17 protein-coding genes are annotated in these 21,987 nt (G+C 51.2%); 13 read left to right on the forward strand and 4 right to left on the reverse strand.

What is annotated here, in order from left to right; translation table 11 throughout:
- The first annotated feature begins 21 nt into the window (after positions 1–21).
- From I2I11_RS19055 to ftsZ, 12 genes are all read left to right on the forward strand, one after another.
- Positions 22–459, forward strand: a complete 438-nt coding sequence (locus tag I2I11_RS19055; protein ID WP_196269339.1) for an FtsL-like putative cell division protein — start codon at positions 22–24, stop codon at positions 457–459.
- Complete coding sequence (locus I2I11_RS19060) at positions 449–2,551, forward strand: penicillin-binding protein (protein ID WP_196269340.1); 2,103 nt, start codon at positions 449–451, stop codon at positions 2,549–2,551. The genes I2I11_RS19055 and I2I11_RS19060 overlap by 11 nt, the downstream gene beginning before the upstream one ends.
- The gene (locus I2I11_RS19065; RefSeq protein WP_196269341.1) at positions 2,551–4,017 is read left to right on the forward strand and encodes a UDP-N-acetylmuramoyl-L-alanyl-D-glutamate--2,6-diaminopimelate ligase; all 1,467 of its coding nucleotides are present in this window, start codon (positions 2,551–2,553) and stop codon (positions 4,015–4,017) included. The genes I2I11_RS19060 and I2I11_RS19065 overlap by 1 nt, the downstream gene beginning before the upstream one ends.
- Before the next feature lie 61 nt (positions 4,018–4,078).
- Entirely contained in the window at positions 4,079–5,299 is a 1,221-nt protein-coding gene (mraY, locus tag I2I11_RS19070; RefSeq protein WP_196269342.1) for a phospho-N-acetylmuramoyl-pentapeptide-transferase, read from the forward strand.
- A gap of 49 nt (positions 5,300–5,348) precedes the next feature.
- Positions 5,349–5,705 carry a four helix bundle protein gene (locus I2I11_RS19075; RefSeq protein WP_230680421.1) on the forward strand — a complete coding sequence of 119 codons (357 nt, stop codon included), beginning with the start codon at positions 5,349–5,351 and terminating at the stop codon, positions 5,703–5,705.
- Positions 5,706–5,709: 4 nt separating this feature from the next.
- Positions 5,710–7,092, forward strand: a complete 1,383-nt coding sequence (gene murD, locus I2I11_RS19080) for a UDP-N-acetylmuramoyl-L-alanine--D-glutamate ligase (protein WP_196269343.1) — start codon at positions 5,710–5,712, stop codon at positions 7,090–7,092.
- Between the two features lie 22 nt (positions 7,093–7,114).
- Entirely contained in the window at positions 7,115–8,284 is a 1,170-nt protein-coding gene (locus tag I2I11_RS19085; RefSeq protein WP_196269344.1) for an FtsW/RodA/SpoVE family cell cycle protein, read from the forward strand.
- On the forward strand, positions 8,277–9,389 hold the full coding sequence (gene murG, locus I2I11_RS19090; RefSeq protein ID WP_196269345.1) for an undecaprenyldiphospho-muramoylpentapeptide beta-N-acetylglucosaminyltransferase: 1,113 nt from the start codon (positions 8,277–8,279) through the stop codon (positions 9,387–9,389). Before I2I11_RS19085 ends, murG begins: the two co-directional genes overlap by 8 nt.
- On the forward strand, positions 9,386–10,780 hold the full coding sequence (murC, locus tag I2I11_RS19095; RefSeq protein WP_196269346.1) for a UDP-N-acetylmuramate--L-alanine ligase: 1,395 nt from the start codon (positions 9,386–9,388) through the stop codon (positions 10,778–10,780). The genes murG and murC overlap by 4 nt, the downstream gene beginning before the upstream one ends.
- A 1-nt stretch (position 10,781) precedes the next feature.
- Positions 10,782–11,543, forward strand: coding sequence for a cell division protein FtsQ/DivIB (locus I2I11_RS19100; protein WP_196269347.1), 762 nt, complete (start codon positions 10,782–10,784; stop codon positions 11,541–11,543).
- Positions 11,544–11,555: 12 nt separating this feature from the next.
- A complete protein-coding gene (gene ftsA, locus I2I11_RS19105) occupies positions 11,556–12,881 on the forward strand; it encodes a cell division protein FtsA (RefSeq protein WP_196269348.1) in 1,326 nt (441 codons plus the stop codon).
- A 25-nt stretch (positions 12,882–12,906) separates the two neighbouring features.
- Positions 12,907–14,424 (forward strand): cell division protein FtsZ, encoded by a 1,518-nt coding sequence (gene ftsZ, locus I2I11_RS19110; protein WP_196269349.1) that lies wholly within the window; start codon positions 12,907–12,909, stop codon positions 14,422–14,424.
- Positions 14,425–14,513: 89 nt separating this feature from the next.
- Here ftsZ and I2I11_RS19115 read toward each other — a convergent pair whose 3' ends face one another.
- The 4 genes from I2I11_RS19115 to I2I11_RS19130 form a co-directional block, all read right to left on the reverse strand.
- Entirely contained in the window at positions 14,514–15,038 is a 525-nt protein-coding gene (locus I2I11_RS19115) for an NADPH-dependent FMN reductase (RefSeq protein WP_196269350.1), read from the reverse strand.
- A gap of 403 nt (positions 15,039–15,441) precedes the next feature.
- On the reverse strand, positions 15,442–16,197 hold the full coding sequence (locus tag I2I11_RS19120; RefSeq protein WP_196269351.1) for a succinate dehydrogenase/fumarate reductase iron-sulfur subunit: 756 nt from the start codon (positions 16,195–16,197) through the stop codon (positions 15,442–15,444).
- Positions 16,198–16,360: 163 nt separating this feature from the next.
- Positions 16,361–18,295, reverse strand: coding sequence for a fumarate reductase/succinate dehydrogenase flavoprotein subunit (locus tag I2I11_RS19125; RefSeq protein ID WP_196269352.1), 1,935 nt, complete (start codon positions 18,293–18,295; stop codon positions 16,361–16,363).
- Between the two features lie 22 nt (positions 18,296–18,317).
- On the reverse strand, positions 18,318–18,998 hold the full coding sequence (locus I2I11_RS19130) for a succinate dehydrogenase cytochrome b subunit (RefSeq protein WP_196269353.1): 681 nt from the start codon (positions 18,996–18,998) through the stop codon (positions 18,318–18,320).
- Positions 18,999–19,225: 227 nt separating this feature from the next.
- Here I2I11_RS19130 and I2I11_RS19135 point away from each other — a divergent pair, with 227 nt between their 5' ends.
- The gene (locus I2I11_RS19135; protein ID WP_230680423.1) at positions 19,226–21,985 is read left to right on the forward strand and encodes a T9SS type B sorting domain-containing protein; all 2,760 of its coding nucleotides are present in this window, start codon (positions 19,226–19,228) and stop codon (positions 21,983–21,985) included.
- Positions 21,986–21,987: the final 2 nt, after the last annotated feature.

Consider the following 21,987-nt stretch of genomic DNA (forward strand, 5'->3'; position numbering starts at 1 on the left):
CAGCTAAAAACAAGTATAAGCATGGCTACGAACCTCATGACGAAGAAACCGAGCGCACCCAGGCAGAATGCGGTGCGTGTGAAGCCTGAGGAAAAAGCGCCGCAATTGCCGCAGCCAAAACCAAGGGGCATCAGTTTATTCTCCCTGCTCGATAAGTATGCCAACATTGACTTCCTGTTTGAGCAGGGCGTGCCGCTCAAGTACATGCCGCATGTTCTTTTTCTGACAGGTATTACTCTTTTCTATATCGGCAACACCCATTTCGCCGAAAAGACCATCCGCAAGATTGACAAAGTTAAGGTAGAGACGGAGGATCTGCGCGCAGATTATACTACCCTCAAGTCTGAATACATGGAGGCTAGCAAACAGTCGGAGGTGGCACGCAATGTGGCGCCGCTCGGCTTAATCGAAAGCTCTTCTCCTCCTTACCAGGTAAACGTGCCGGCAGATGAATATTAAAAAATCCATACTGCTGCGGGTGCGGATAGCTTTTCTGGCTATCTGCCTTTTTGCATGCGCCATCGTGTACAAGGTGGTACGCATCCAGTTTATGGATGGCGCCAAATGGAAGAAGATTTCCAAAGAAAGACGCATACATTACCAGCCGGTATTTGCCACGCGCGGCAACATTTATTCAGACAACGAAAGTATACTGGCCACCTCGCTGCCATTTTACCGCGTTGCTTTTGACCCCACGGTAGCCGATGCGGAGGTTTTTAATGCCGGCATCGATTCCTTGTCGCTGCTGCTCTCACGCTACTATAAAGACAGGTCCGAAGATTATTACCGCCGCAAGATCAAGAATGCCCGCCACGCCGGCCGGCGCTACATTCGCCTCAACAGCCACCAGATAGATTACCAGGCGAAGAAAACAATGGCTAAATGGCCTATCTTCAGGGAAGGCAAGAACAGGGGCGGCGTTATTTTCGAGAAAGTAGAGAAACGCTTTAAGCCATTCGGCATACTGGCAGACCGCACCATCGGCTTTATCAATGAAGACAAGAACGGCGCCGGGCTGGAGTATAGTTTCAATAGCGACTTGGCCGGTACAGACGGCGAAGCGCTGTTTGAACGCATGGCCGGCGGCAACAAACCTATCTACGATGGCACTGAAGTGCAGCCGCAGCATGGTTATGACATTACGACTACCATCGACATCAACCTGCAGGATGTGGCCGAAAACGCCCTCTACAAAACGCTGGAGAAGACGGATGCCGATCATGGCTGTGTGATTCTGATGGAAGTAAAAACCGGTGAAATAAAAGCTATCGTGAACCTGGGCAAAACTACCGGCGGCTACATCGAGGATTATAACTATGCCGTGGGCAGCCAGGGCCGCACAGAACCGGGCTCTACGTTTAAGCTGGCTTCTATGATGGCCATGTTTGAGTATACCAACAACAACCTGAAACTGACCGACACCGTGGACACGGGAAATGGCGTTTACCGCATCAAAAACACCACCATGAGCGATTCCAAACATGGCGGCAACGGTAAAATAACAGTGCAGGAGGTTTTTGAAAAATCTTCGAACATCGGTGTGGCCAAACTCATGGAGAAGACCTTTGGCAACAACCCGCAGGCCTATGTGGATTACCTGCATAAGTTTGGGCTGGATAACACGCTGGGGTTCCAGATGGAAGGAGAAGCGCGGCCATTTATAAAAAGTCCCAGCGACAGGACCTGGTATGGCACCACGCTTACTTCCATGGGCATCGGCTATGAGTTGAAAATATCACCCTTGCAGACGCTTGCATTTTATAATGCTGTGGCCAACAACGGGGTAAAGGTGCAACCAATCATCGTGAAGGAAATCAGCAAGGCAGATAATGTAATCCAGGCTTTTCAGACACGCGTGCTGGTAGACAAGATATGCTCTGACGAAACTCTGAAAAAGCTGAAGGCTATGATGGAAGGTGTGGTAGCGCGGGGCACGGCAAGGAATATTCTGGGCACCGACTATAAAGTGGCCGGCAAAACCGGTACTGCCAAAAAGGTGAAGAACGGCCACTATGTACGGGCTTACTCGGCATCCTTTGCAGGCTATTTTCCGGCTGATAACCCCAAGTATAGCTGCATCGTGATTATTGATGATCCGCAGGGGGTGAACGTGTATGGCGGCGATGTGGCGGCTCCTGTGTTCAAGGAGGTGGCAGACAAAGCATACGCGCGCGACTTAGCCATGCACAAACCATTGCAGGAGCGCATGATTCCGAATAAGGAGAGCCTGCCGGATGTGAAAGCCGGAAATTTTGATGACCTGACACTGATATGCAATAAAATTGGCATCAGCAACCATCCGCAAGGAACCGATGAGGAATGGGTGAAGGTAGAAGCAGCGAAAAGATCGCTCAACTTTAAACCAAATCCGGTACTGGGTGGCCAGGTGCCGGACGTAACCGGCCTCACGCTGCGCGATGCTTTGTACATACTGGGTAATCAGCATTTCGAGGTGAACGTGGAAGGTACGGGCAAGCGTGTGAAAAAGCAGTCGCTGGAACCGGGCGCTGCCATCGATAAAGTAAAACAAATAACCATTGTTCTAAGCTAATGCAATCGCTGCAAACCATATTGCAAGAGGTAAAAGTGCTGGATACCAGAGGTACGCTAAACGCCTCAGTGGAGGCAATTACCTTCGATTCGCGCCAGGTACGCGCGGGTGTGGCTTTTGTGGCGGTGCGCGGCGTGCAGACCGATGGACATGATTACATAAGCAAAGCTATAGCGACAGAAGCGGCCGTAATTGTCTGCGAAGCCCTGCCTGCGGAACTGGCGCCGGATGTAACTTACGTGGTGGTGCCCAATTCAGGCGAAGCACTGGGTAAAATGGCCTCTGCCTTTTACAATCATCCATCCCGGAAGCTGCAATTAATCGGCGTAACAGGCACTAACGGCAAAACAACTTCGGTTACGCTGCTGCACAAATTGTTCCGGGAACTGGGCTACCATGCAGGGCTGCTCTCCACGGTGCAAAATCAGATAGACGAGGAGGTGATTCCTGCTACCCACACCACCCCCGACGCTGTAACCCTCAACGCGTTGCTGGCGCAGATGCTGAAAGCCGGCTGCACCTATTGCTTTATGGAGGTGAGTTCGCATGCCATGGTGCAGCAGCGCGTAGCGGGCCTGACTTTTGCCGGTGGTGTATTTACCAACATCACCCACGACCACCTGGATTATCACCAGACCTTTGATGCTTACATCAAAGCCAAAAAATCCTTTTTTGACATGCTGCCGGAAGGCGCTTTTGCGCTTATCAACGCCGATGATAAGCGCGGGCCCGTGATGGTGCAGAACACCAAAGCCAGTGTGCATTACTTTGCCCTGCGCAAAATGGCAGAGTTTAAAGCCCGCATCATCGAGAATACCCTGCAGGGGCTGCACCTGGATGTAAACGGGCACGAGATCTGGTGCAAGCTGATTGGCGCTTTTAATGCTTACAACCTGCTGGGCACCTATGGCGTGGCGGTGTTGCTGGGCGAAGATCCGGCAGAGGCGCTGACAGTGCTCTCCAGCCTTAACTCTGCCGCCGGCCGCTTCGATTACATCGTTTCGGATGCACAACAAATAACAGGTATTGTGGATTATGCCCACACGCCGGATGCCCTGGAGAACGTGCTGCTCACGATAAAGGACATCCGCAACCCGAACCAGAAAGTAATTACGCTGGTGGGCTGCGGGGGCAACCGTGATGCCGCCAAACGCCCGCTGATGGCTGATATCGCCTGCCGTTTCAGCGATAAAGTGATACTTACCTCGGATAATCCGCGCTTTGAGGAGCCGCAGGCCATACTTGCGGATATGCAGAAAGGCGTGAAGCCCCTGGATTACAAGAAAACGCTCTCGGTGCTGGACCGCAAGGAGGCTATTAAGACTGCCTGCATGCTCGCGGGGCCCGATGATATCATACTCGTCGCCGGCAAAGGACACGAAACATACCAGGAGGTAAAAGGCGTGAAGTCTCCGTTTGATGATAAACAGGTGCTGCAGGAGATGTTCACCCAGTTAGGAAAGTAAGCAGAAGACACAAGTATAAACCAGTTATTTGCAGATAAGCACAGGAAACCGATTTTAATAAATGTTATATTTTCTTTTCACATACCTCGACCGCGAATTCGACTTTCTGGGAGCCGGTGTATTTCAATACATCTCTTTCCGGGCAGGTATGGCCACGTTGCTGTCGCTGCTGATTGCCATGATTTTTGGCGGCAGGCTGATAAAGGTGCTGCAGCGCAAGCAGGTAGGCGAGAGCATCCGCGATCTCGGCCTGGAGGGACAGATGGAGAAGAAAGGAACTCCTACGATGGGCGGCCTCATAATTCTGATGGCCATACTGGTGCCGGTGCTGCTTTTTGCCCGCCTCGACAATGTATACATCCAGCTGATGCTCGTGTCTACCGTCTGGCTGGGGATGATCGGCTTCCTGGATGATTACATCAAAGTATTCAGAAAAAATAAAGAGGGTTTGGCCGGCCGTTTCAAGATTTTAGGCCAGATTGGATTGGGGCTGATCGTAGGCCTCACGCTGTATTTCTCTGACGATGTAACCGTGCGCCAGTATATTTTTGCGGATGGCGGCACTTCCTCTGTAAATGCTACCAAGCACTTTGTGGATGTAAAATCGATGATCACGACCATCCCTTTTCGCAAAAACAACGAGCTGGATTACTGCAACCTGTTTGCCTTTGCCGGCCCGCTCTTCCAGGACTGGTCCTGCTATCTCTATATTCCGTTCGTGATTCTGGTGATAACAGCAGTTTCTAACGGAGCCAACATCACCGACGGCATCGATGGCCTTGCAGCAGGCACTTCGGCGATTATTGGCACCACGCTGGCCATCTTTACCTACGTATCCGGTAACACCATTTTTGCAGATTACCTCGATATCATGTTTATCCCTAACTCCGGCGAACTGGCTATTTTCTGTCTGGCTTTTGTGGGAGCATGCGTTGGCTTCCTGTGGTATAACTCGTATCCGGCGCAGGTATTCATGGGCGACACAGGCAGCCTGGCCATTGGCGGCATTATCGCCGTGTTGGCCCTGATTGTAAGAAAAGAATTACTTATACCAATACTATGCGGCATCTTCCTGGTCGAGAACCTGTCGGTGATGCTGCAGGTGAGCTACTTTAAGTATACGCGCAAGAAGTATGGCGAAGGCCGCCGCATCTTTAAAATGTCGCCGCTGCACCATCATTATCAGAAAATGGGCTACCACGAGTCTAAAATAGTAGGCCGCTTCTGGATTGTGGGCATCATGCTGGCCATTTTTACGCTGGTAACGCTGAAGCTGAGGTAAGGTCGTTGTTCGTTGTTCGTCAATCGTTGTTTGGAAATTAAGTATAAAGATGATGGACTACAAGGAACTGGATGTATGGAAGAAGAGCAGAAGTCTCACCAGTAGCATTTATAATCTGTCAAGGACTTTTCCGAAAGATGAAGTCTTCGGCTTGACAAGCCAGATGAGAAGAGCCGCAGTGTCGGTATCATCAAATATAGCAGAAGGTTGTGGCAGGCAGCATGCCAAAGATTCTATACAAATATTTTATATAGCCAGAGGATCTTTATACGAACTGGAAACGCAGCTTTATGTCGCGTCAGACCAAGGTTATGTGAAGCAACCTGTTTTTGACCAGACAATAAATGAGATTACAAATTGCAAGCAGATGCTAAACGGCCTGATCAAATATTTCAAAGGTTTATAACTGAATGCGAACAACGAACAACGACAAACGAACAACTAAACTTGCTGTACTCGGAGCGGGAGAGAGTGGTGTGGGAGCCGCTTTGCTGGCAAAAGCAAAGGGGCTGGAAGTGTTTGTGTCGGATGGCGGGCAGATAAAGGAAGTATATAAAGCAAAACTAGAGGCAGCAGCCATTCCTTTTGAAGAAGGTGGCCATACGTTTGAACGTATTCTGGAGGCGACTCAGATCATCAAAAGCCCGGGTATCCCGGACAAAGTGCCTGTTATACAGGAGGCTGTGAAGCGGGAAATCCCAATTATTTCGGAAATAGAGTTTGCCGGCAGGTATACCGATGCCAGATTCATTTGCATCACCGGTACCAACGGTAAAACCACTACCACGCTGCTGACCTATCACCTGCTGCGCGAGGCAGGTATAAACGTGGCGCTGGCAGGTAATATAGGCGAGAGCCTGGCGGAGAAGGTGATCGAAAACAAGTATGATTATTATGTGGTGGAGCTTAGCAGCTTTCAGCTGGATAACATGTACCAGTTTAAGGCGCATATTGCCGTGCTCACCAACATCACGCCCGACCACCTGGACCGCTACGAGTATAGTATGGACAAGTATGCCGCTTCCAAGCTGCGTGTGGCGCAGAACATGACGGGTACTGATTTCTTTATTTATAATGCGGATGATGAAAATATCAGCAAGGCCTTCCAATCCAATGCTTTCGGCGGAACTGCAGTGCCTTTCTCGCTGCAAGGCGCTGAAAAGGCCAAAATAACGCTGGAGGGGCAACGTGTAAAGGTGAATTTACCCTACTATGAAGGCAACGTCGATATTTCTGAATCGAGCCTGATTGGCAAACATAACCAGTACAACACCATGGCGGCCGTAGCCGTGGCCAAGTTGCTAAGTATAGACGATGCGGCCATTGCTCAGGCATTGGCGACGTTTCAGAATGCAGATCACCGCCTGCAAACCGTGGGAGAGGCCAAAGGGGTTACCTACATCAACGACTCCAAAGCCACCAATGTGGAAGCGGTGTGGTATGCGCTGGAAGGTATAAAACAGCCCATTATCTGGATAGCGGGCGGGGTGGACAAAGGCAACGATTACAGCACCCTGCAGGAACTGGCACGCGAAAAGGTGAAGGTGCTCATCTGCCTGGGCAAAGACAACGAAAAACTGCAGCAGGCCTTCGGGAAAGTGGTGCCCATTATTGCCGAAACTACCTCTATCGGGTATGCCGTGCGCCTGAGCCGCTCGCTGGCAGAGCCTGGAGATGTGGTGCTGTTGTCGCCGGCCTGTGCCAGCTTCGATTTATTTAACAATTACGAACACCGGGGGCAGCAATTCAAAGAAGCTGTAGAAAAGATAGTGCTGAAGAACAACCAGGAATAACAAACCCGTTTTACCGGAGGTGATGATGAAAAAGTGGTTACAGGAAAATTTAAAAGGAGATCCGATGCTGTGGGGTATTGTGATCATCTTCTCGCTTATAAGCGTGGCGGTGGTCTATTCTGCTACAGGCACACTTGCCTACAAAAAAATGGAGGGCAATACAGAATATTTCCTGTTCAAGCATTCATCCCTGATCCTGCTTGGCCTGGGGTGTATGTGGGCCGCCCATAAAATCAATTACCGTTACTATTCTAAGCTGTCGCTGCTGGCACTGCTGGTGTCGGCACCGCTGCTGATCGTTACCTACTTTTACGGTTCTAACATCAACGAAGCCTCGCGCTGGATTACAATTCCGGTTATCAACCAGACATTCCAGCCCTCAGATTTAGCCAAATTGGCCCTGATTTCATACCTGGCCAGCATGTTGTCTAAAAAGCAGCAGATGCTGCATGATATTAAACGCACCCTGATCCCGATTTTCGGCTGGACAGTGGCTATTTGCGCTTTAATTGCGCTGACAAACACCTCTACTGCGGTGCTTCTTTTCATCACGTGCCTGCTGCTGATGTTTATCGGCCGGGTGCCCGTAAAATATTTAGCTGCCGTGGTTGTGGCGGGCGGCATCATTGGCGGTACGGCTTTGACACTGGGCCAGCGCCTGGACACCGCTGTCAGCCGGATGGAAGATTTCATGGATCCAACTAAAACGGCCTTTCAACTGGAGCAGTCCTACATCGCCATCGCCACAGGCGGGGTAGTGGGCAAAGGCCCCGGCAACAGCGATCAGCGCGACATCCTGCCGCACCCTTATTCTGACTTTATCTATGCCATTATTCTGGAGGAGTATGGCTTGATCGGAGGCGTGGTGGTGCTGTTTTTATACCTGGCGCTCCTATACCGGGGCCTGGTTACGGTCAGTAAAAGCAACGGGGCTTTTGGCGGGCTCCTATCCGCCGGGGTAAGCTTTAGCCTTGTGATGCAGGCGTTGATCAATATGGGGGTAGCCGTGGGCCTGGGGCCGATTACGGGTTTGCCGCTGCCGCTTTTAAGTATGGGAGGCACATCGCTTATTTTCACCGGTATTTCGCTCGGGATTATACTTAGCGTGAGCCGTGCTGATACCGAGTTTACACGTGCCGCTACAGAAACTGTACCCAATAAAATACAAGCCAATAAACCTGTAAATGCCTAATCCGCAGAGACCATATCGCGTGATCATCAGCGGGGGCGGCACCGGCGGGCACATATACCCCGCAGTGGCCATTGCCAACCAGCTAAGGGTGGTGGACCCGGCGGCGGAGATCCTGTTTGTGGGTGCACAAGGCCGTATGGAGATGACGCGCGTGCCGGAAGCAGGTTATAAGATTGTGGGCCTGTGGATCAGCGGGCTGCAGCGCCGCCTGACACTGGACAACCTGTCGTTCCCGTTCAAAGTGCTTTCCAGCGTGCGGGCAGCGCACCGGATCATCAAAGAGTTTAAGCCGGATGCTGTGGTAGGTGTGGGCGGCTATGCCAGCGGTCCCTTGCTGTATGCGGCCACTGCCCGTAAAATTCCGGCCCTGATTCAGGAGCAAAATTCGTATGCCGGCATTACCAACAAAATATTGGGCAGGCGTGTGGACAAAATCTGCGTGGCTTACCCCAACATGGAAGCTTTTTTTCCGGCTGAGAAACTGGTGCTGACCGGCAATCCGGTACGCGCCGACATCATGGACAGCCATACCAGAAGGGCAGAGGCGCTGCAGCATTTTAGCCTGAACGGAGATAAAAAAACAATCCTGGTGATAGGCGGAAGCTTGGGTGCCAGAACATTAAACCAAAGTATAGCCGCTGGGCTGGAGCAGCTGGTACAAACTGGTTATAACCTGGTCTGGCAGACGGGCAAGCTGTTTTTGCCGGAAGCGGAAGTATTCGCTGCTAAGTATAAAGCGCACGGAATCCGGGTATCGGACTTTATCAGCCGCATGGATTTGGCCTATGCCATGGCTGATGTGGTTATTTCCAGGGCGGGTGCTTTGTCTATTTCAGAGCTGTGCCTGGCCGGCAAGCCTGCGGTGCTGGTGCCTTCACCGAATGTGGCCGAAGATCATCAGACAAAAAATGCGCTGGCGCTGGTGCAGCAGCAGGCGGCTATACTGGTGCGCGATGCTGAGGCTGCCGAAAAACTGGTGCCCGCTGTGCTGCAACTGGCCGGCAACACGGAGGAACAGCAGCGCCTAAGCCGGAATATTCTGAAAATGGCGCGGCCCAATGCCGCCGCCGATATTGTGAACGAGCTACTAAAGATAATCAGGTGAAACTGGAGGACTATACATATATCTACTTCCTCGGCATCGGCGGCATTGGTATGAGTGCCATTGCCCGCTGGTTCAGGGCGAAAGGTTTTCCGGTATGGGGTTACGACAAGACCCGTACTGCGCTGACCGAAGCACTGGAACAGGAAGGGATTATGGTGCACTATGAAGACAACCTGGCACAACTTCCGGAACAGGTGCTGCAGCATAAAGAGCAGACTTTGGTGGTGCTCACGCCAGCCATCCCAGCCGATCACGAGGAGTGGGCTTACCTGAAAGCACAGGGCTATACGATAAAGAAGCGTTCGGAAGTATTGGGCATTATCACCGCTGCGGCTTATACCGTGGCTGTGGCCGGCACACATGGCAAAACCACAACCTCTTCCATCGTGACGCACCTGCTGCACCAGGCGGGGGTAGATTGTTCTGCTTTTTTAGGAGGTATCGCTGCCAACCTGAATTCCAACCTGCTGATTGGTAAAGGCGAAACCGAACATGAGGTAATTGTAGTGGAAGCGGATGAGTATGACCGCTCTTTCCTGACGCTCTTTCCGGATATTGCCATCGTAACATCCGCAGACCCGGACCATCTGGATATTTATGGCAATCAGGAAGAGATGCTACGCACTTATCAGCAATTTATCAGCCAAATCAAGCCGGGTGGTTACCTGCTGTTGCAGGCAGATACAGATCCACGCCTGGCCGATAAGGTACAGGCAGGAGTATACGTTATCAGGTATGGCCTGCAGCAGGGCCAGGCGCATGTGCAGCAACTGCACATACATGGGCGCTGGTTTGCGTTTGATGCGGTGAGTCCGTTGGGAGACATTACTGGGCTGCGCCTGGGGGTACTTGGTTTCCATAACGTGGAAAATACGCTGGCTGCCATACTTGCCGCGCAGGTGCTAAAGGTGCCGGCAACAAGTATAAGTGCCGGTGTCGCGTCCTTTGCGGGGGTAAAGCGCCGCTTTGAGTTTGTATATGAAGGGAAGGGCAAAGTATACATCGACGACTATGCACATCACCCGAAAGAAATAGATGCTTTTATGACGTCTTTGCGCGCTTTGTATCCGGGCAAGCGGATTAAGGTGCTGTTTCAGCCGCACCTGTTCAGCCGCACCCGCGACTTTGCTGCCGAATTTGCCGAAAGCCTGGACAAGGCCGATGAGGTGGTGCTGCTGGACATTTATCCGGCGCGGGAAAAGCCGCTGCCGGGCGTTACTTCGGCGCTTATCCTGAACCAGGTAAACTGCCCGGTAAAGGAGTTGCTGCCCAAAGAGGAAATCCTTGGGAATTTGTTTAAAAACGGCGATTTTGATGTGCTGGCTACGATTGGCGCCGGCGATATTGATACGCTGGTAAAGCCGATTAGAAATTTTTTAGAAAAATCCTGATATGAGCTTGAACGGTAAAATAAAATCTCTAATTTTTGCAGGTTGCAGCTTGGTTACAATCGGCGCTTTGGCAGGATTTGCTTCTTCCAGGCAGCAGGAAAAGATCTGTGAAAAAGTGACGATAAATATTGATAATGAATACAACAATTACTTTATTGGGGATAAGGAAGTACGGGACCTGCTGACCCGGGAGGGCGACCGGAATTTAGAAGGGCTGCCAAACCAAAATATAGATCTGAAAAACCTTGAAAAACGCCTCGAAGCGCATAAATTTGTAAAGGATGCCGAGGTATACCGGGAGCTTGATGGAAATATCCATGTAAGTGTAAAACAGACAAGGCCTATCGCCAGAATTATACGATCAGATCAGGATGTATACATTGATGCTGCGGGAAATATTCTTCCGCTCTCTGACAGATACACCGCTCGTGTAATCCCGATAACAAAGTCGGCGCTGCTGAAATCTTCTGACAAAGGTTTCTTCCAGGATTCCGTCGGCCAGTCTTATCTTTCTCTGCTGCAGTTCATCGAGAACGATCAGTTTTGGAAAGCACAGTTAGCCCAGATGCATATTGATGCCAAGGGCAAAGTATCCTTTTTGCCTCAGGTGGGGGAGCAGACCATTGAGTTTGGAAAGCCCACCAACATCGAGAAAAAGTTTACCAAGCTAATGATCTTTTATAAAAAAGTGCTGCCTGTTATGGGGTGGGATAAGTATAAAAGAGTAAATTTAGAGTACGAAAACCAGATTATTTGTGAATAACCTAATAAAAATATGCAGAACGACAAAATAGTAGTAGGCTTGGACATCGGGACAACCAAAGTTTGCGCGCTTGTTGGTCGGAAGAATGAATTTGGGAAGCTGGAAATACTGGGCATGGGCAAAGCCATATCCGAAGGTGTGGTGCGGGGCATTGTCAGCAACATCGATAAGACGGTAGAAGCTATTAAAAAAGCCATCCGCCAGGCAGAGGAGCAGTCGGGAATAAATATTGGCGTGGTAAACGTAGGGATTGCAGGGCAGCACATCAAAAGCCTGCAGCATAATGGCAGCATTACGCGACAGGTAACTGACAATGAAATCACTGTAGACGATGTAAACCGCCTTACCAATGATATGTACCGATTGGTGACACCTCCCGGCAGCGAAATTATTCATGTGATGCCGCAGGAGTATAAGGTAGATTATGAGGAAGGTATCGTAGACCCGGTCGGAATGTCGGGGGTGCGACTGGAAGGTAATTTCCACATCATTACAGCACAGTCCAACGCCATCAACAACATCAACAAATGCGTCACCCGTGCCGGGCTGGAAATTGATAACCTGATCCTCGAACCACTGGCTTCCTGCATGTCGGTGCTGAGCGATGAGGAGAAGGAAGCGGGCGTTGCTTTGGTGGATATTGGCGGCGGCACTACCGATCTGGCTATCTTCAAAGACAATATTATCCGCCATACGGCAGTTCTACCTTTTGGGGGCAGTATTATCACCTCCGACATTAAGCAGGGCTGCATGGTGATGCAAAACCAGGCAGAGCAGCTGAAAGTGAAATTTGGCAAAGCCATTGCAGATGAAGCCTCGGAAAACGAGATTGTCTCGATACCCGGTTTGCGTGACCGCACGCCAAAGGAAATATCGCTAAAAAACCTGGCCTTTATTATTGAGGCAAGGATGGAGGAGATTATTGAGCTGGTGTATGCCGAAATTGTGCGTTCGGGTTTTGCCAACACCTTAGCCGCCGGTATCGTGATTACGGGCGGCGGCGCACAGATGCAGAACCTGGTGCAGCTGGTAGAGTACATCACCGGTATGGACACGCGTATTGGTTACCCGAACGAGCACCTGGGCAAATCGAAGGTAGAAGCCGTGAAGAGCCCGATGTATGCAACCAGCGTAGGATTGGTGCTGGCCGGCTACCAGCCGATAGACCAGCGTGTGGAGCATTACGTGGATGTGCCGGCGCAGGATGAATACAATAATAAGCCGATTCAACCGAAAGCCAACCACAGCAGCGGCAACGCTGCCGGTGCTGGCGGCGGTCTGCTACAAAAGCTCAAGGGCTTTTTATCAGACGATATAGACAATAAACAAAGTTATTAACCCATTAAGAGCAGGAGAGATTAGTATGACTTCAATGTACACTTTTGACTTACCATCCAGCAGTAAGTCCATCATTAAGGTGATTGGCGTCGGGGGCGGCGGAAGCAACGCGGTGAATCACATGTATAGCCAAGGCATCAAAGATGTTGAGTTTATCATTTGTAATACTGATGCCCAGGCCCTTAAGAGCAGCAGCGTCCCGACAAAACTAGCTATCGGCCAGAACCTGACAGAAGGTCTGGGGGCGGGTGCCAATCCCGAAAAAGGAAAGCAGGCCGCCCTGGAGAGCAAGGAAGAAATCCGGGAGATGCTGAGTGCCGATACCAAGATGGTATTTATCACAGCAGGTATGGGCGGTGGTACCGGTACGGGGGCAGCCCCCGTTATCGCTAAAGTTGCCAAAGAGCTTGGCATCCTCACAGTGGGTATCGTAACGGCGCCTTTTGCCTTTGAGGGGAAAAAGAAAAAAACTGCTGCCGAAAACGGCGTAAAGGAGCTGAGCGAGAACTGTGATACTATCCTGGTGATCCTCAACGACAAGCTGCGCGAGATGTTCGGTAACCTGACCATCCGCGAGGCTTTTGCCAAGGCGGATAATGTGTTGACCACAGCTGCTAAATCTATTGCAGAGATCATCACGGTTACGGCAGAAGTGAACGTGGACTTTGAAGACGTGAAAACGGTTATGAAAGACTCTGGCGCTGCAGTGATGGGTTCTGCAACGACAGAAGGCGAAGGCCGTGCCCTGCGTGCTGCAGAGGAAGCGCTTTCATCTCCTTTGCTCAACAACACTGATATCCACGGCGCCCAGAAAATCCTGCTTTCTATTATGTCTGGTGAGCAGGCAGAACTGGAAATGGATGAACTGACTGAAATCACTGAGTATATCCAGGACAAAGCCGGGCAGGAAGCAGAAGTTATCTTCGGCCATGGCATAGATTCCTCTTTGGGCCAGAGCATCCGTGTTACTGTTATCGCCACAGGTTTTGCCAGTAGCGCTGAGGACATCATGGAGCCAAAGAAAACGGTGTTTGACCTGGATAGCCAAAAAAAAATTGAGGCAGCTGAGCCGGTAAAACCAGAAGTAGCTGAGCCCGCTGCTTTTGTGGCCCGTCCGGCAGTGGTTCCGATGGCAACACCGCCTGCTGCTACGCCACCACCTTCCGTGCCGGCACACGAGCCTGCCCGCCGCCCGGTAGAGCAGCCGCAACGTGTGGTGTTTGAACTGGATGGCAATGTGCAGCATGATAATTATACTGCCCGCGAGGAAGACAAAGCCGCCCGTGAGGCGACGCGCCTGGCCGAAGAACGCGAGCTGATGCAGCGCCGTGCCGAAGAGCGCCGTGAGCGCCTGCGCATGTTAAGCTCTGAAGTTACATCTGAGGCCCTGAAAGAGAAGCTGGATACGCCTGCTTACCTGCGCCGCAACGTAGCCCTGGACAGGGTAGCACACTCATCAGAGCGCAACATCTCACGCTTTAACCTGAACGATGACAACGAGATTCTGGGCGACAACCGTTTCCTGCACGATAACGTTGACTAAATCATACTTCTAAGCAAAGTATAAAAACGAAGAAGCCTGCTATACTTAGCAGGCTTCTTCGTTTTTATACTTGTAGAGATGCGTTGTCATTAGAAGTGAATCAGCTGTTCTATCTGTTGCTCTATCAGCTCCTGGTAAAGCTGGTTGGTGATTATCTTGCCATCGAAGTTTTTCTTGATATGCGCTAATTTCAGCTTCATCGCCATCACGTGCATGCCCAGGTAATTCAGGATGTCGGTGAGGTGGCTCAGGGCTAAACCGCTGCCCTGCATACCGGATGATAAGCCCACCAACGCCGCTTTCTTGCCTTGAAAACTATACGGATAATCCAGCCCGTCAATAAACGCCTTTAGCACGCCAGGAAAGGAGCTGTTGTACTCGGGCACCACAAACACAAATTTATCTGAGGTTGTGATCATGCCGCTCAGCCTGTTGAATGCTTCATTTTTCCCTGTATTATCGTAGAGCGCGGTTGTCGTGAAATCGGGCGGCAAGTCCGCCAGATCCATGATGCGGTTCTCTATACCTCTGTCGGAAAGCATCCGGGCATACAATTCAGCCACGGCTCTGGACTTGGATGCAGGCCTGTTGGTACCCGCTATAATGGTAATCATACTTTATACTTGTTGGTGGGTTTGATATGTAACCTGATAACAGTAAAGTTGTTTTCTACAGCGTTTACCTGCATATATGCTCCGGCCCACATATTCCGGCCGTGTCCGCCTGACTACGAGGCTCTGTAGGAGCTTTGGGCCTGATAATCTGCTGCGTTCAGCTATGGAGAAGATAAGCACACCCCGGAGTATAGCTGTAAAGTATAAACAAACGGCAATCACATAAAAAAGATAGTTTTGCGCATTTCATAAGTCTGTCATAAAGTTTGGGCTTGCAGAAAGGTGCGGCAGGTATTTATAACTGATAAGTTTTAAGGTGAGTACGGAAGCTAAGTATAAAACAAAAGAGGCGAGCACAGTTATGCCTCGCCTTTTTTGTTTTATACTTACTAATGATTGATAACTACGGCAGGTTTTCGGAGGCTGCTTTGGCTGCAATAAACTCTCTGCGCAGCATGGCAATATTTTCCAGCGAAATACCTACAGGGCACTCAGCGGCGCAGGAGCCAATGTTGGTGCAGGAGCCGAACCCTTCAATATCCATCTGGGCCACCATGTTTTCTACGCGCGTATAGCGCTCCGTCTGGCCTTGTGGCAATAGTGCCAGCTGCGATACTTTGGCCGAAACGAACAATATAGCCGAGCCGTTCTTGCAAGCTGCCACACAGGCACCGCATTGTATACAGGTGGCGGCATCAAATGCTTTATCAGCAACGGACTTAGCAATAGGAATCTCGTTGGCATCGGGCACACCGCCTGTGTTTACGGATATATACCCGCCCGCCTGCTGAATGCGGTCGAAGGCCGAGCGGTCTACTATCAGGTCTTTATGCACCGGGAAAGCCGCAGCACGCCAGGGCTCAATGGTGATGGTATCGCCGTCAGCAAAGTGGCGCATGTGCAGCTGGCAGGTGGTGGTGCCACGCTCCGGGCCATGTGCGCGGCCGTTGATAAACAGGCTGCACATACCGCAGATACCTTCGCGGCAGTCGTGGTCGAAGGCAATTGGTTCCTCGCCTCTCAGTAACAGGTCCTCGTTCAGCACATCCAGCATCTCCAGGAACGACATGTCCGGGGAAATACCTTTTATCGGATAGGTAACCATCTGGCCTGCTGAATTTCTATCTTTTTGGCGCCAAACCTTCAGCGTTAAATCCATCGGTTTAGCATTTGGATTACTTCCAGCCATCTTATTTTTTCAATTAAGAATTACGAATTAAGAGTTACGAATCAAGAACTATAAATTATGAATTAGCAAAATCGGGGAAGTTATACTTGCCGATGAGCTTACTTCTAATTCGTAATTCTTAATTCGTAAATTATTATTTATAACTACGCTGCGTGAGCTTCATGTTTTCGAACTTAAGTTCTTCCTTGTGCAGCACCGGCTCATTATTTACACCCGTAAACTCCCAGGCTGCTACATAAGCAAAATGCTCATCGTCGCGCAGGGCTTCGTTTTCAGGTGTCTGGTGCTCTTCGCGGAAGTGACCGCCGCAGGATTCTTCTCTGTGCAGGGCATCTTCTACCATCAGTTCGCCTAACTCCAGGAAGTCGGCCACGCGGTTTGCTTTTTCAAGGGTCTGGTTCAGCTCTTCGTTTACGCCCGTAACCCTTACGTCGCGCCAGAATTCATCACGCAGCCGGCGTATTTCCTTTCGGGCCAGTGTCAGGCCTTCCGCATTGCGGGCCATGCCGCAGTAGTTCCACATAATGTGGCCCAGCTCCTTATGAAAATCATCTACAGTACGGGTGCCATTGATAGAAAGCAGCTGGCTGTTTTTAGCGGCAACTGCCTGTTCGGCCTCTTTAAAAGCAGGATGATCGGTACTTACTTTCGTCGCAGGCATGCGGGCCAAGTAATCACCAATTGTATAAGGAATTACGAAGTAACCATCTGCCAGACCCTGCATCAGGGCCGAAGCACCCAGGCGGTTGGCACCATGGTCGGAGAAGTTGCACTCGCCGGCGGCATACAGGCCGGGCACGTTGGTCATCAGGTTGTAATCTACCCAGAGGCCGCCCATGGTATAGTGCACGGCCGGATAAATGCGCATCGGTCTTTCGTATGGATTTTCGTCCGTGATCTTCTCATACATCTCAAAGAGGTTGCCATACTTCTGACTGATGGCGTTCAGGCCATCACGCTTGATAGCATCTGCAAAATCCAGGAACACGGCCAGGCCGGTAGCGCCTACGCCGCGGCCCTCGTCGCATACCTGTTTGGCGTTGCGGGAAGCCACATCGCGCGGTACCAAGTTGCCGAAAGCCGGATACTTGCGCTCCAGGTAATAATCGCGGTCAGCCTCGGCAATGTCGCTCACCTTTATCTCTCCCTTACGCAGGCGCTGGGCTGTTTCCACTGTTTTAGGCACCCACACACGGCCATCATTTCGCAGTGATTCCGACATCAGCGTCAGTTTGGACTGGTACTCGCCGGAAACCGGGATGCAGGTCGGGTGAATCTGGGTATAGCAGGGGTTGGCAAAGAAAGCTCCTTTCTTATACGCCCGCCAGGCTGCTGTGGCGTTGGAGCCCATCGCATTGGTCGAGAGAAAGAATACGTTTCCGTATCCGCCGGTAGCCAGAATTACAGCATGTGCGCTGTGCGACTCCACCGCACCCGTAATCAGGTTGCGCACCACAATGCCGCGTGCCTGGCCGTCTACGATAACCAGGTCGAGCATTTCAGTGCGCGGGAACATCTTGATTTTGCCGTAAGCAATCTGGCGGTTGAGGGCCGAGTAAGCACCCAGCAACAACTGCTGGCCGGTCTGGCCGCGGGCATAAAAAGTACGCGATACCTGCGCCCCGCCAAAAGAGCGGTTGGCCAGCAAGCCGCCATACTCACGGGCAAACGGAACTCCTTGTGCCACGCACTGGTCGATGATGTTAACAGATACCTGCGCCAGGCGATACGTGTTGGCCTCGCGGGAGCGGTAGTCGCCGCCTTTGATGGTATCATAAAACAGGCGGTAAACGGAGTCGCCGTCGTTCTGGTAATTTTTGGCTGCATTTATACCGCCCTGTGCCGCAATAGAGTGCGCGCGGCGCGGAGAATCCTGGAAGCAGAAGGACTTTACGTTATAGCCCAGTTCTGCCAGGGTAGCTGCCGCAGAGGCGCCGGCCAGTCCCGTACCTACTACTATAATTTCATACTTACGCTTGTTGGCCGGGTTTACCAGCTTTATATCAAATTTATGCTTATCCCATTTCTCCGCTAAAGGGCCTTCCGGAACTTTTGAATCTAATACCATAGCAACTATTAAAAGTTATTATTTACACAAAAAAGAAGAAATACAGCGGGATGGCTGCAAACGCCAGGCAAACGATAACTGAGAAGGCGTAGCCAAACATCTGGATAAAAGGCGTGTATTTCTTGTGGTTGAGCCCCAGTGTCTGGAAGGCGCTCTGGAAGCCATGTATCAGGTGATAGGCCAGTGCAATCATACCCAGCACGTATATCAGCACGTACCACCATTGCTTAAAGGCATACACCACCTCTGCATACAGGTTTTCATACTCCACATCATCGATGTTCACCGGGTCGAGGCCATCAAAGCGGGCAGGAATCAGGAAGTTGTAGAGGTGAATAATCAGGAATACTAAAATAACCGTGCCCAGCAGGCCCATGTTGCGCGAGGCCCAGGAGCTGTTTTCTTCCGGATGATTGTTCTGGTAAGGAATAGGCCTGGCAGCCTGGTTGCGGCGGGTGAGCACCAGCGCATCGTAGATATGAAAGGCGAAACCGGCCAGCAGCACCCATTCCATGGTGCGGATAAGGCCATTATGCGCCATAAAATCAGAATAGAGGTTGAATGCTTCTCCGCCATCGTTCCTGAAGAGCTGCAGGTTGCCCAGCAGGTGCACAACCAGAAACGAGCACAGAAATAGGCCCGTGACAGACATCACGATCTTTCTGCCTACTGTACTGGAAAACGTCTTAGTAAACCAATTCATCTGTATTTTTTAAAGGTTAAGGAATGATGCTTTTTTAATTCTCAAAGGTACATGCGGCCCTTCTATAAAGCAATTTTGGAATCATATTTTGAATCAATCTAAATTGTATTCCGTACGACAGAAAACCTGTTCATACAACCCGCAATATCTCTGTTTGTTGATACTAAAATCAAAAAAAAACAGTTTACTTTATACTTCCATTTATTCTATTCCTTAAACCTGATTGTATGCCAAACAGTTTACGCATGAGGTATCTGCTGCATGGCAGTTTGTTGTGGGTGTTGATCTTGTTGCTGGGTGGCCTTACAGAAGCACAGGCCACGCACATCAGAGCAGGAGATATTACGGCGCTGCGGGACACGACTCCTAACCCCAACCCGCGCCGTTTCTTCTTCACGATGGTGATTTACATGAACACCGGGGCCAGCGCCGACCACCAGACGGTAGACGTGGCTATGGGGGATGGTACCATTATCAAAGGAATACCACGTACCACGGGCGCTGACGGCATCCCGATAGGCAACCAGACAGATAAAAATATTTACAAATGGGAGTATACGTATGGCGCTGACGGAACCTATACTGTTTCCTGGAACGGCGTGAACCGCAATGGAGATATCCAGAACATCGCCCCGCCTTCTGATCAGGTTTCTTTCCTGATATCCACTACCATCAACATCAACGCCCTGCGCGGATTTAACAGTACGCCGGTGCTGACGGTGGCGCCGATTGATTTAGCTGCGGTGGGACGTGTATTTGTGCACAACCCCGGCGCTTATGACCGGGACGGCGACAGCCTTGCTTTTAAACTGCGTGTGCCGCAGCAAATAGATGCCGCTACAGGCCAGGTAGCGGATGTGCCGGGCTATACCCTGCCCAGCCGTACTTTTAACTGCCAGACAGAGGATGGCAGCGCGGCGGCCTATCTCACGCTTGATATAAACACCGGCCAGCTGGAATGGAATGCGCCGTGCAGGCAGGGAGAGTACAACGTGGCTTTTGTGGTGGAAGAATGGCGTGTATCAGAAAACGGGGCTGTGAAGCTGGGAGAAGTGGTGCGCGACATGCAGATTATTGTAAAGGAAACCGAGAACCACGCGCCGAAGCTTACACCTAAAGATACCTGTATTGTGGCTGGTACCACACTAACGGGCACCGTAGTCGCTACAGATCAGGATGGCGACTTTATAGATTTGACCGTGGCTGGTGGCGGCATTGTACCGCCGGCAACTTTTGATATTACGCGCAGGGTAAAAGGTATAACTACCGGTACGCTGGCCTGGGCTACTTCCTGCGAGGATGTGCGGGAGCGGCCATACCAGGTGGTATTCAGGGCCCAGGATGTCAGGCCACAGACAGAAACACACCTGGCGGATTTGCAGGCATGGAATATAAAAGTAGTGGGGCCGCCACCGCAAAACCTGGCTGCCACCGGCGCCGACCGCAATGTAACGCTGACGTGGGACCCTTATACCTGCCAGAATGCATCGGTAATTCGCATTTACCGCCGCGAAGGACCTTCGGGTTTTGTGCCGGATGTATGCGAAACAGGTGTGCCCGCCAGCACCGGTTACGTGCTGATTGGCGAAGTTACCCCGGACAAAACTACTTTCTTTGATGATAACGATGGTGCCGGCCTGACAGCGGGCGTCGACTACTGCTATATTATTTATGCGGAGTTTCCGTCGCCGGGGCGCGGGGCCAGCCTGGCCTCGAATGAAGCTTGTGTGGAGCTGGATCGCGATATCCCGTACCTGACCAATGTAACCGTTGACAAAACCGATGTAACAGCTGGCCAGATTACGGTGAAATGGACACAGCCCGGCAATGTAGACAAACTGACACCGCCGCTGGAGTACCGCCTGTACCGCAAAGTAGGACAGGAATCCGGTACGGGTTTCCAGCTGGTTGCTACAAGGCGCAACATGGCCGATACGACGTTTGTAGACCGCAACCTGAACACAGCAGAGAATGCTTACCGCTACCGCCTGGAATTTTACCAGGCGCCACGGCCGGGCGCACAGCCCACCTCGCTGCGCGACAGCACCGAGGCCTCCAGCGTACGCCTGAATGTAGCAGCAGCTGCCAATGATGAGATGGCTTTTGTCCTGAACTGGACATACGATGTGCCCTGGAACAACAGTGTGGCCATGCATCGCATCTACCGCCTTATAGATAATAAATACGTGCTGATTGACAGCGTAAGCGCAACGGCCGGCAGCGGCACTTATACTGATCGTGGCACCTTTGGCGGTAACGCATTGGTGCGCGGCGAGAATTATTGCTACTATGTGCAGACAGTGGGCAGTTACGAGATAAGCGGACTGCCGGAGCCGCTGCTAAACAACAGCCAGGAGGCCTGTGTGGCATTGCCAAAAATAGTGTGCGCGCCGGAGCTAAGTATAAACGAACTCGACTGCGAAGCTTTTGCCCGGAACCCTACACAACCACCTTATCAGAATGTACTGACCTGGGTACCGCAAATTACGGGCGAATGTACCGATCAGATAGATTTCTATACCGTATACTTCAAAGGCCCCGGCGATGCGGATTATACCAATATAGGTACCACCAAAGAGACTACCTTCACCCATAGTGGCCTGCAGTCGTTTGCCGGCTGTTATGTGGTAACCGCCACCGATACGGCCGGCCGCGAGAGCCCGCGCAGCAACGAAGTATGCAAAGACAACTGTATCTTCTTTATGCTGCCGAACATCATCACGCCAAATGGTGATGGCCTGAACGACTTATTCCGTCCGGATGAGCGCACCGCTTTTGTAAAGAGCCTGAAGTTTAAGGTGTTTGATCGCTGGGGCGTGCCGGTGTATGAAGGCACTGATCCATACATCAACTGGGCTGGCGTGGATGAGGACGGCGACCAGCTACCTGACGGTACTTATTATTACGAAGCGCAGGTTGAGTTTTATACCATCGATCCGTCCAAAGCACAGGCTAAGTATAAAGGCTGGGTACAGATATTACACTAATG

This window comes from Pontibacter rufus, assembly GCF_015694705.1.
Lineage (GTDB): Bacteria > Bacteroidota > Bacteroidia > Cytophagales > Hymenobacteraceae > Pontibacter > Pontibacter rufus.

Excerpts from the sequence above, each read along its gene's own strand:
- I2I11_RS19065 (WP_196269341.1), top strand. The coding sequence starts at position 2,551 with ATGCAATCGCTGCAAACCATATTGCAAGAGGTAAAAGTGCTGGATACC.
- murD (WP_196269343.1), top strand. The coding sequence starts at position 5,710 with ATGCGAACAACGAACAACGACAAACGAACAACTAAACTTGCTGTACTC.
- I2I11_RS19085 (WP_196269344.1), top strand. The coding sequence starts at position 7,115 with ATGATGAAAAAGTGGTTACAGGAAAATTTAAAAGGAGATCCGATGCTG.
- I2I11_RS19115 (WP_196269350.1), bottom strand. The coding sequence starts at position 15,038 with ATGATTACCATTATAGCGGGTACCAACAGGCCTGCATCCAAGTCCAGA.
- I2I11_RS19125 (WP_196269352.1), bottom strand. The coding sequence starts at position 18,295 with ATGGTATTAGATTCAAAAGTTCCGGAAGGCCCTTTAGCGGAGAAATGG.
- I2I11_RS19100 (WP_196269347.1), top strand. The coding sequence starts at position 10,782 with ATGAGCTTGAACGGTAAAATAAAATCTCTAATTTTTGCAGGTTGCAGC.
- I2I11_RS19120 (WP_196269351.1), bottom strand. The coding sequence starts at position 16,197 with ATGGATTTAACGCTGAAGGTTTGGCGCCAAAAAGATAGAAATTCAGCA.
- ftsA (WP_196269348.1), top strand. The coding sequence starts at position 11,556 with ATGCAGAACGACAAAATAGTAGTAGGCTTGGACATCGGGACAACCAAA.
- I2I11_RS19060 (WP_196269340.1), top strand. The coding sequence starts at position 449 with ATGAATATTAAAAAATCCATACTGCTGCGGGTGCGGATAGCTTTTCTG.
- I2I11_RS19130 (WP_196269353.1), bottom strand. The coding sequence starts at position 18,998 with ATGAATTGGTTTACTAAGACGTTTTCCAGTACAGTAGGCAGAAAGATC.
- I2I11_RS19075 (WP_230680421.1), top strand. The coding sequence starts at position 5,349 with ATGATGGACTACAAGGAACTGGATGTATGGAAGAAGAGCAGAAGTCTC.
- ftsZ (WP_196269349.1), top strand. The coding sequence starts at position 12,907 with ATGACTTCAATGTACACTTTTGACTTACCATCCAGCAGTAAGTCCATC.
- I2I11_RS19055 (WP_196269339.1), top strand. The coding sequence starts at position 22 with ATGGCTACGAACCTCATGACGAAGAAACCGAGCGCACCCAGGCAGAAT.
- I2I11_RS19135 (WP_230680423.1), top strand. The coding sequence starts at position 19,226 with ATGCCAAACAGTTTACGCATGAGGTATCTGCTGCATGGCAGTTTGTTG.
- murG (WP_196269345.1), top strand. The coding sequence starts at position 8,277 with ATGCCTAATCCGCAGAGACCATATCGCGTGATCATCAGCGGGGGCGGC.
- mraY (WP_196269342.1), top strand. The coding sequence starts at position 4,079 with ATGTTATATTTTCTTTTCACATACCTCGACCGCGAATTCGACTTTCTG.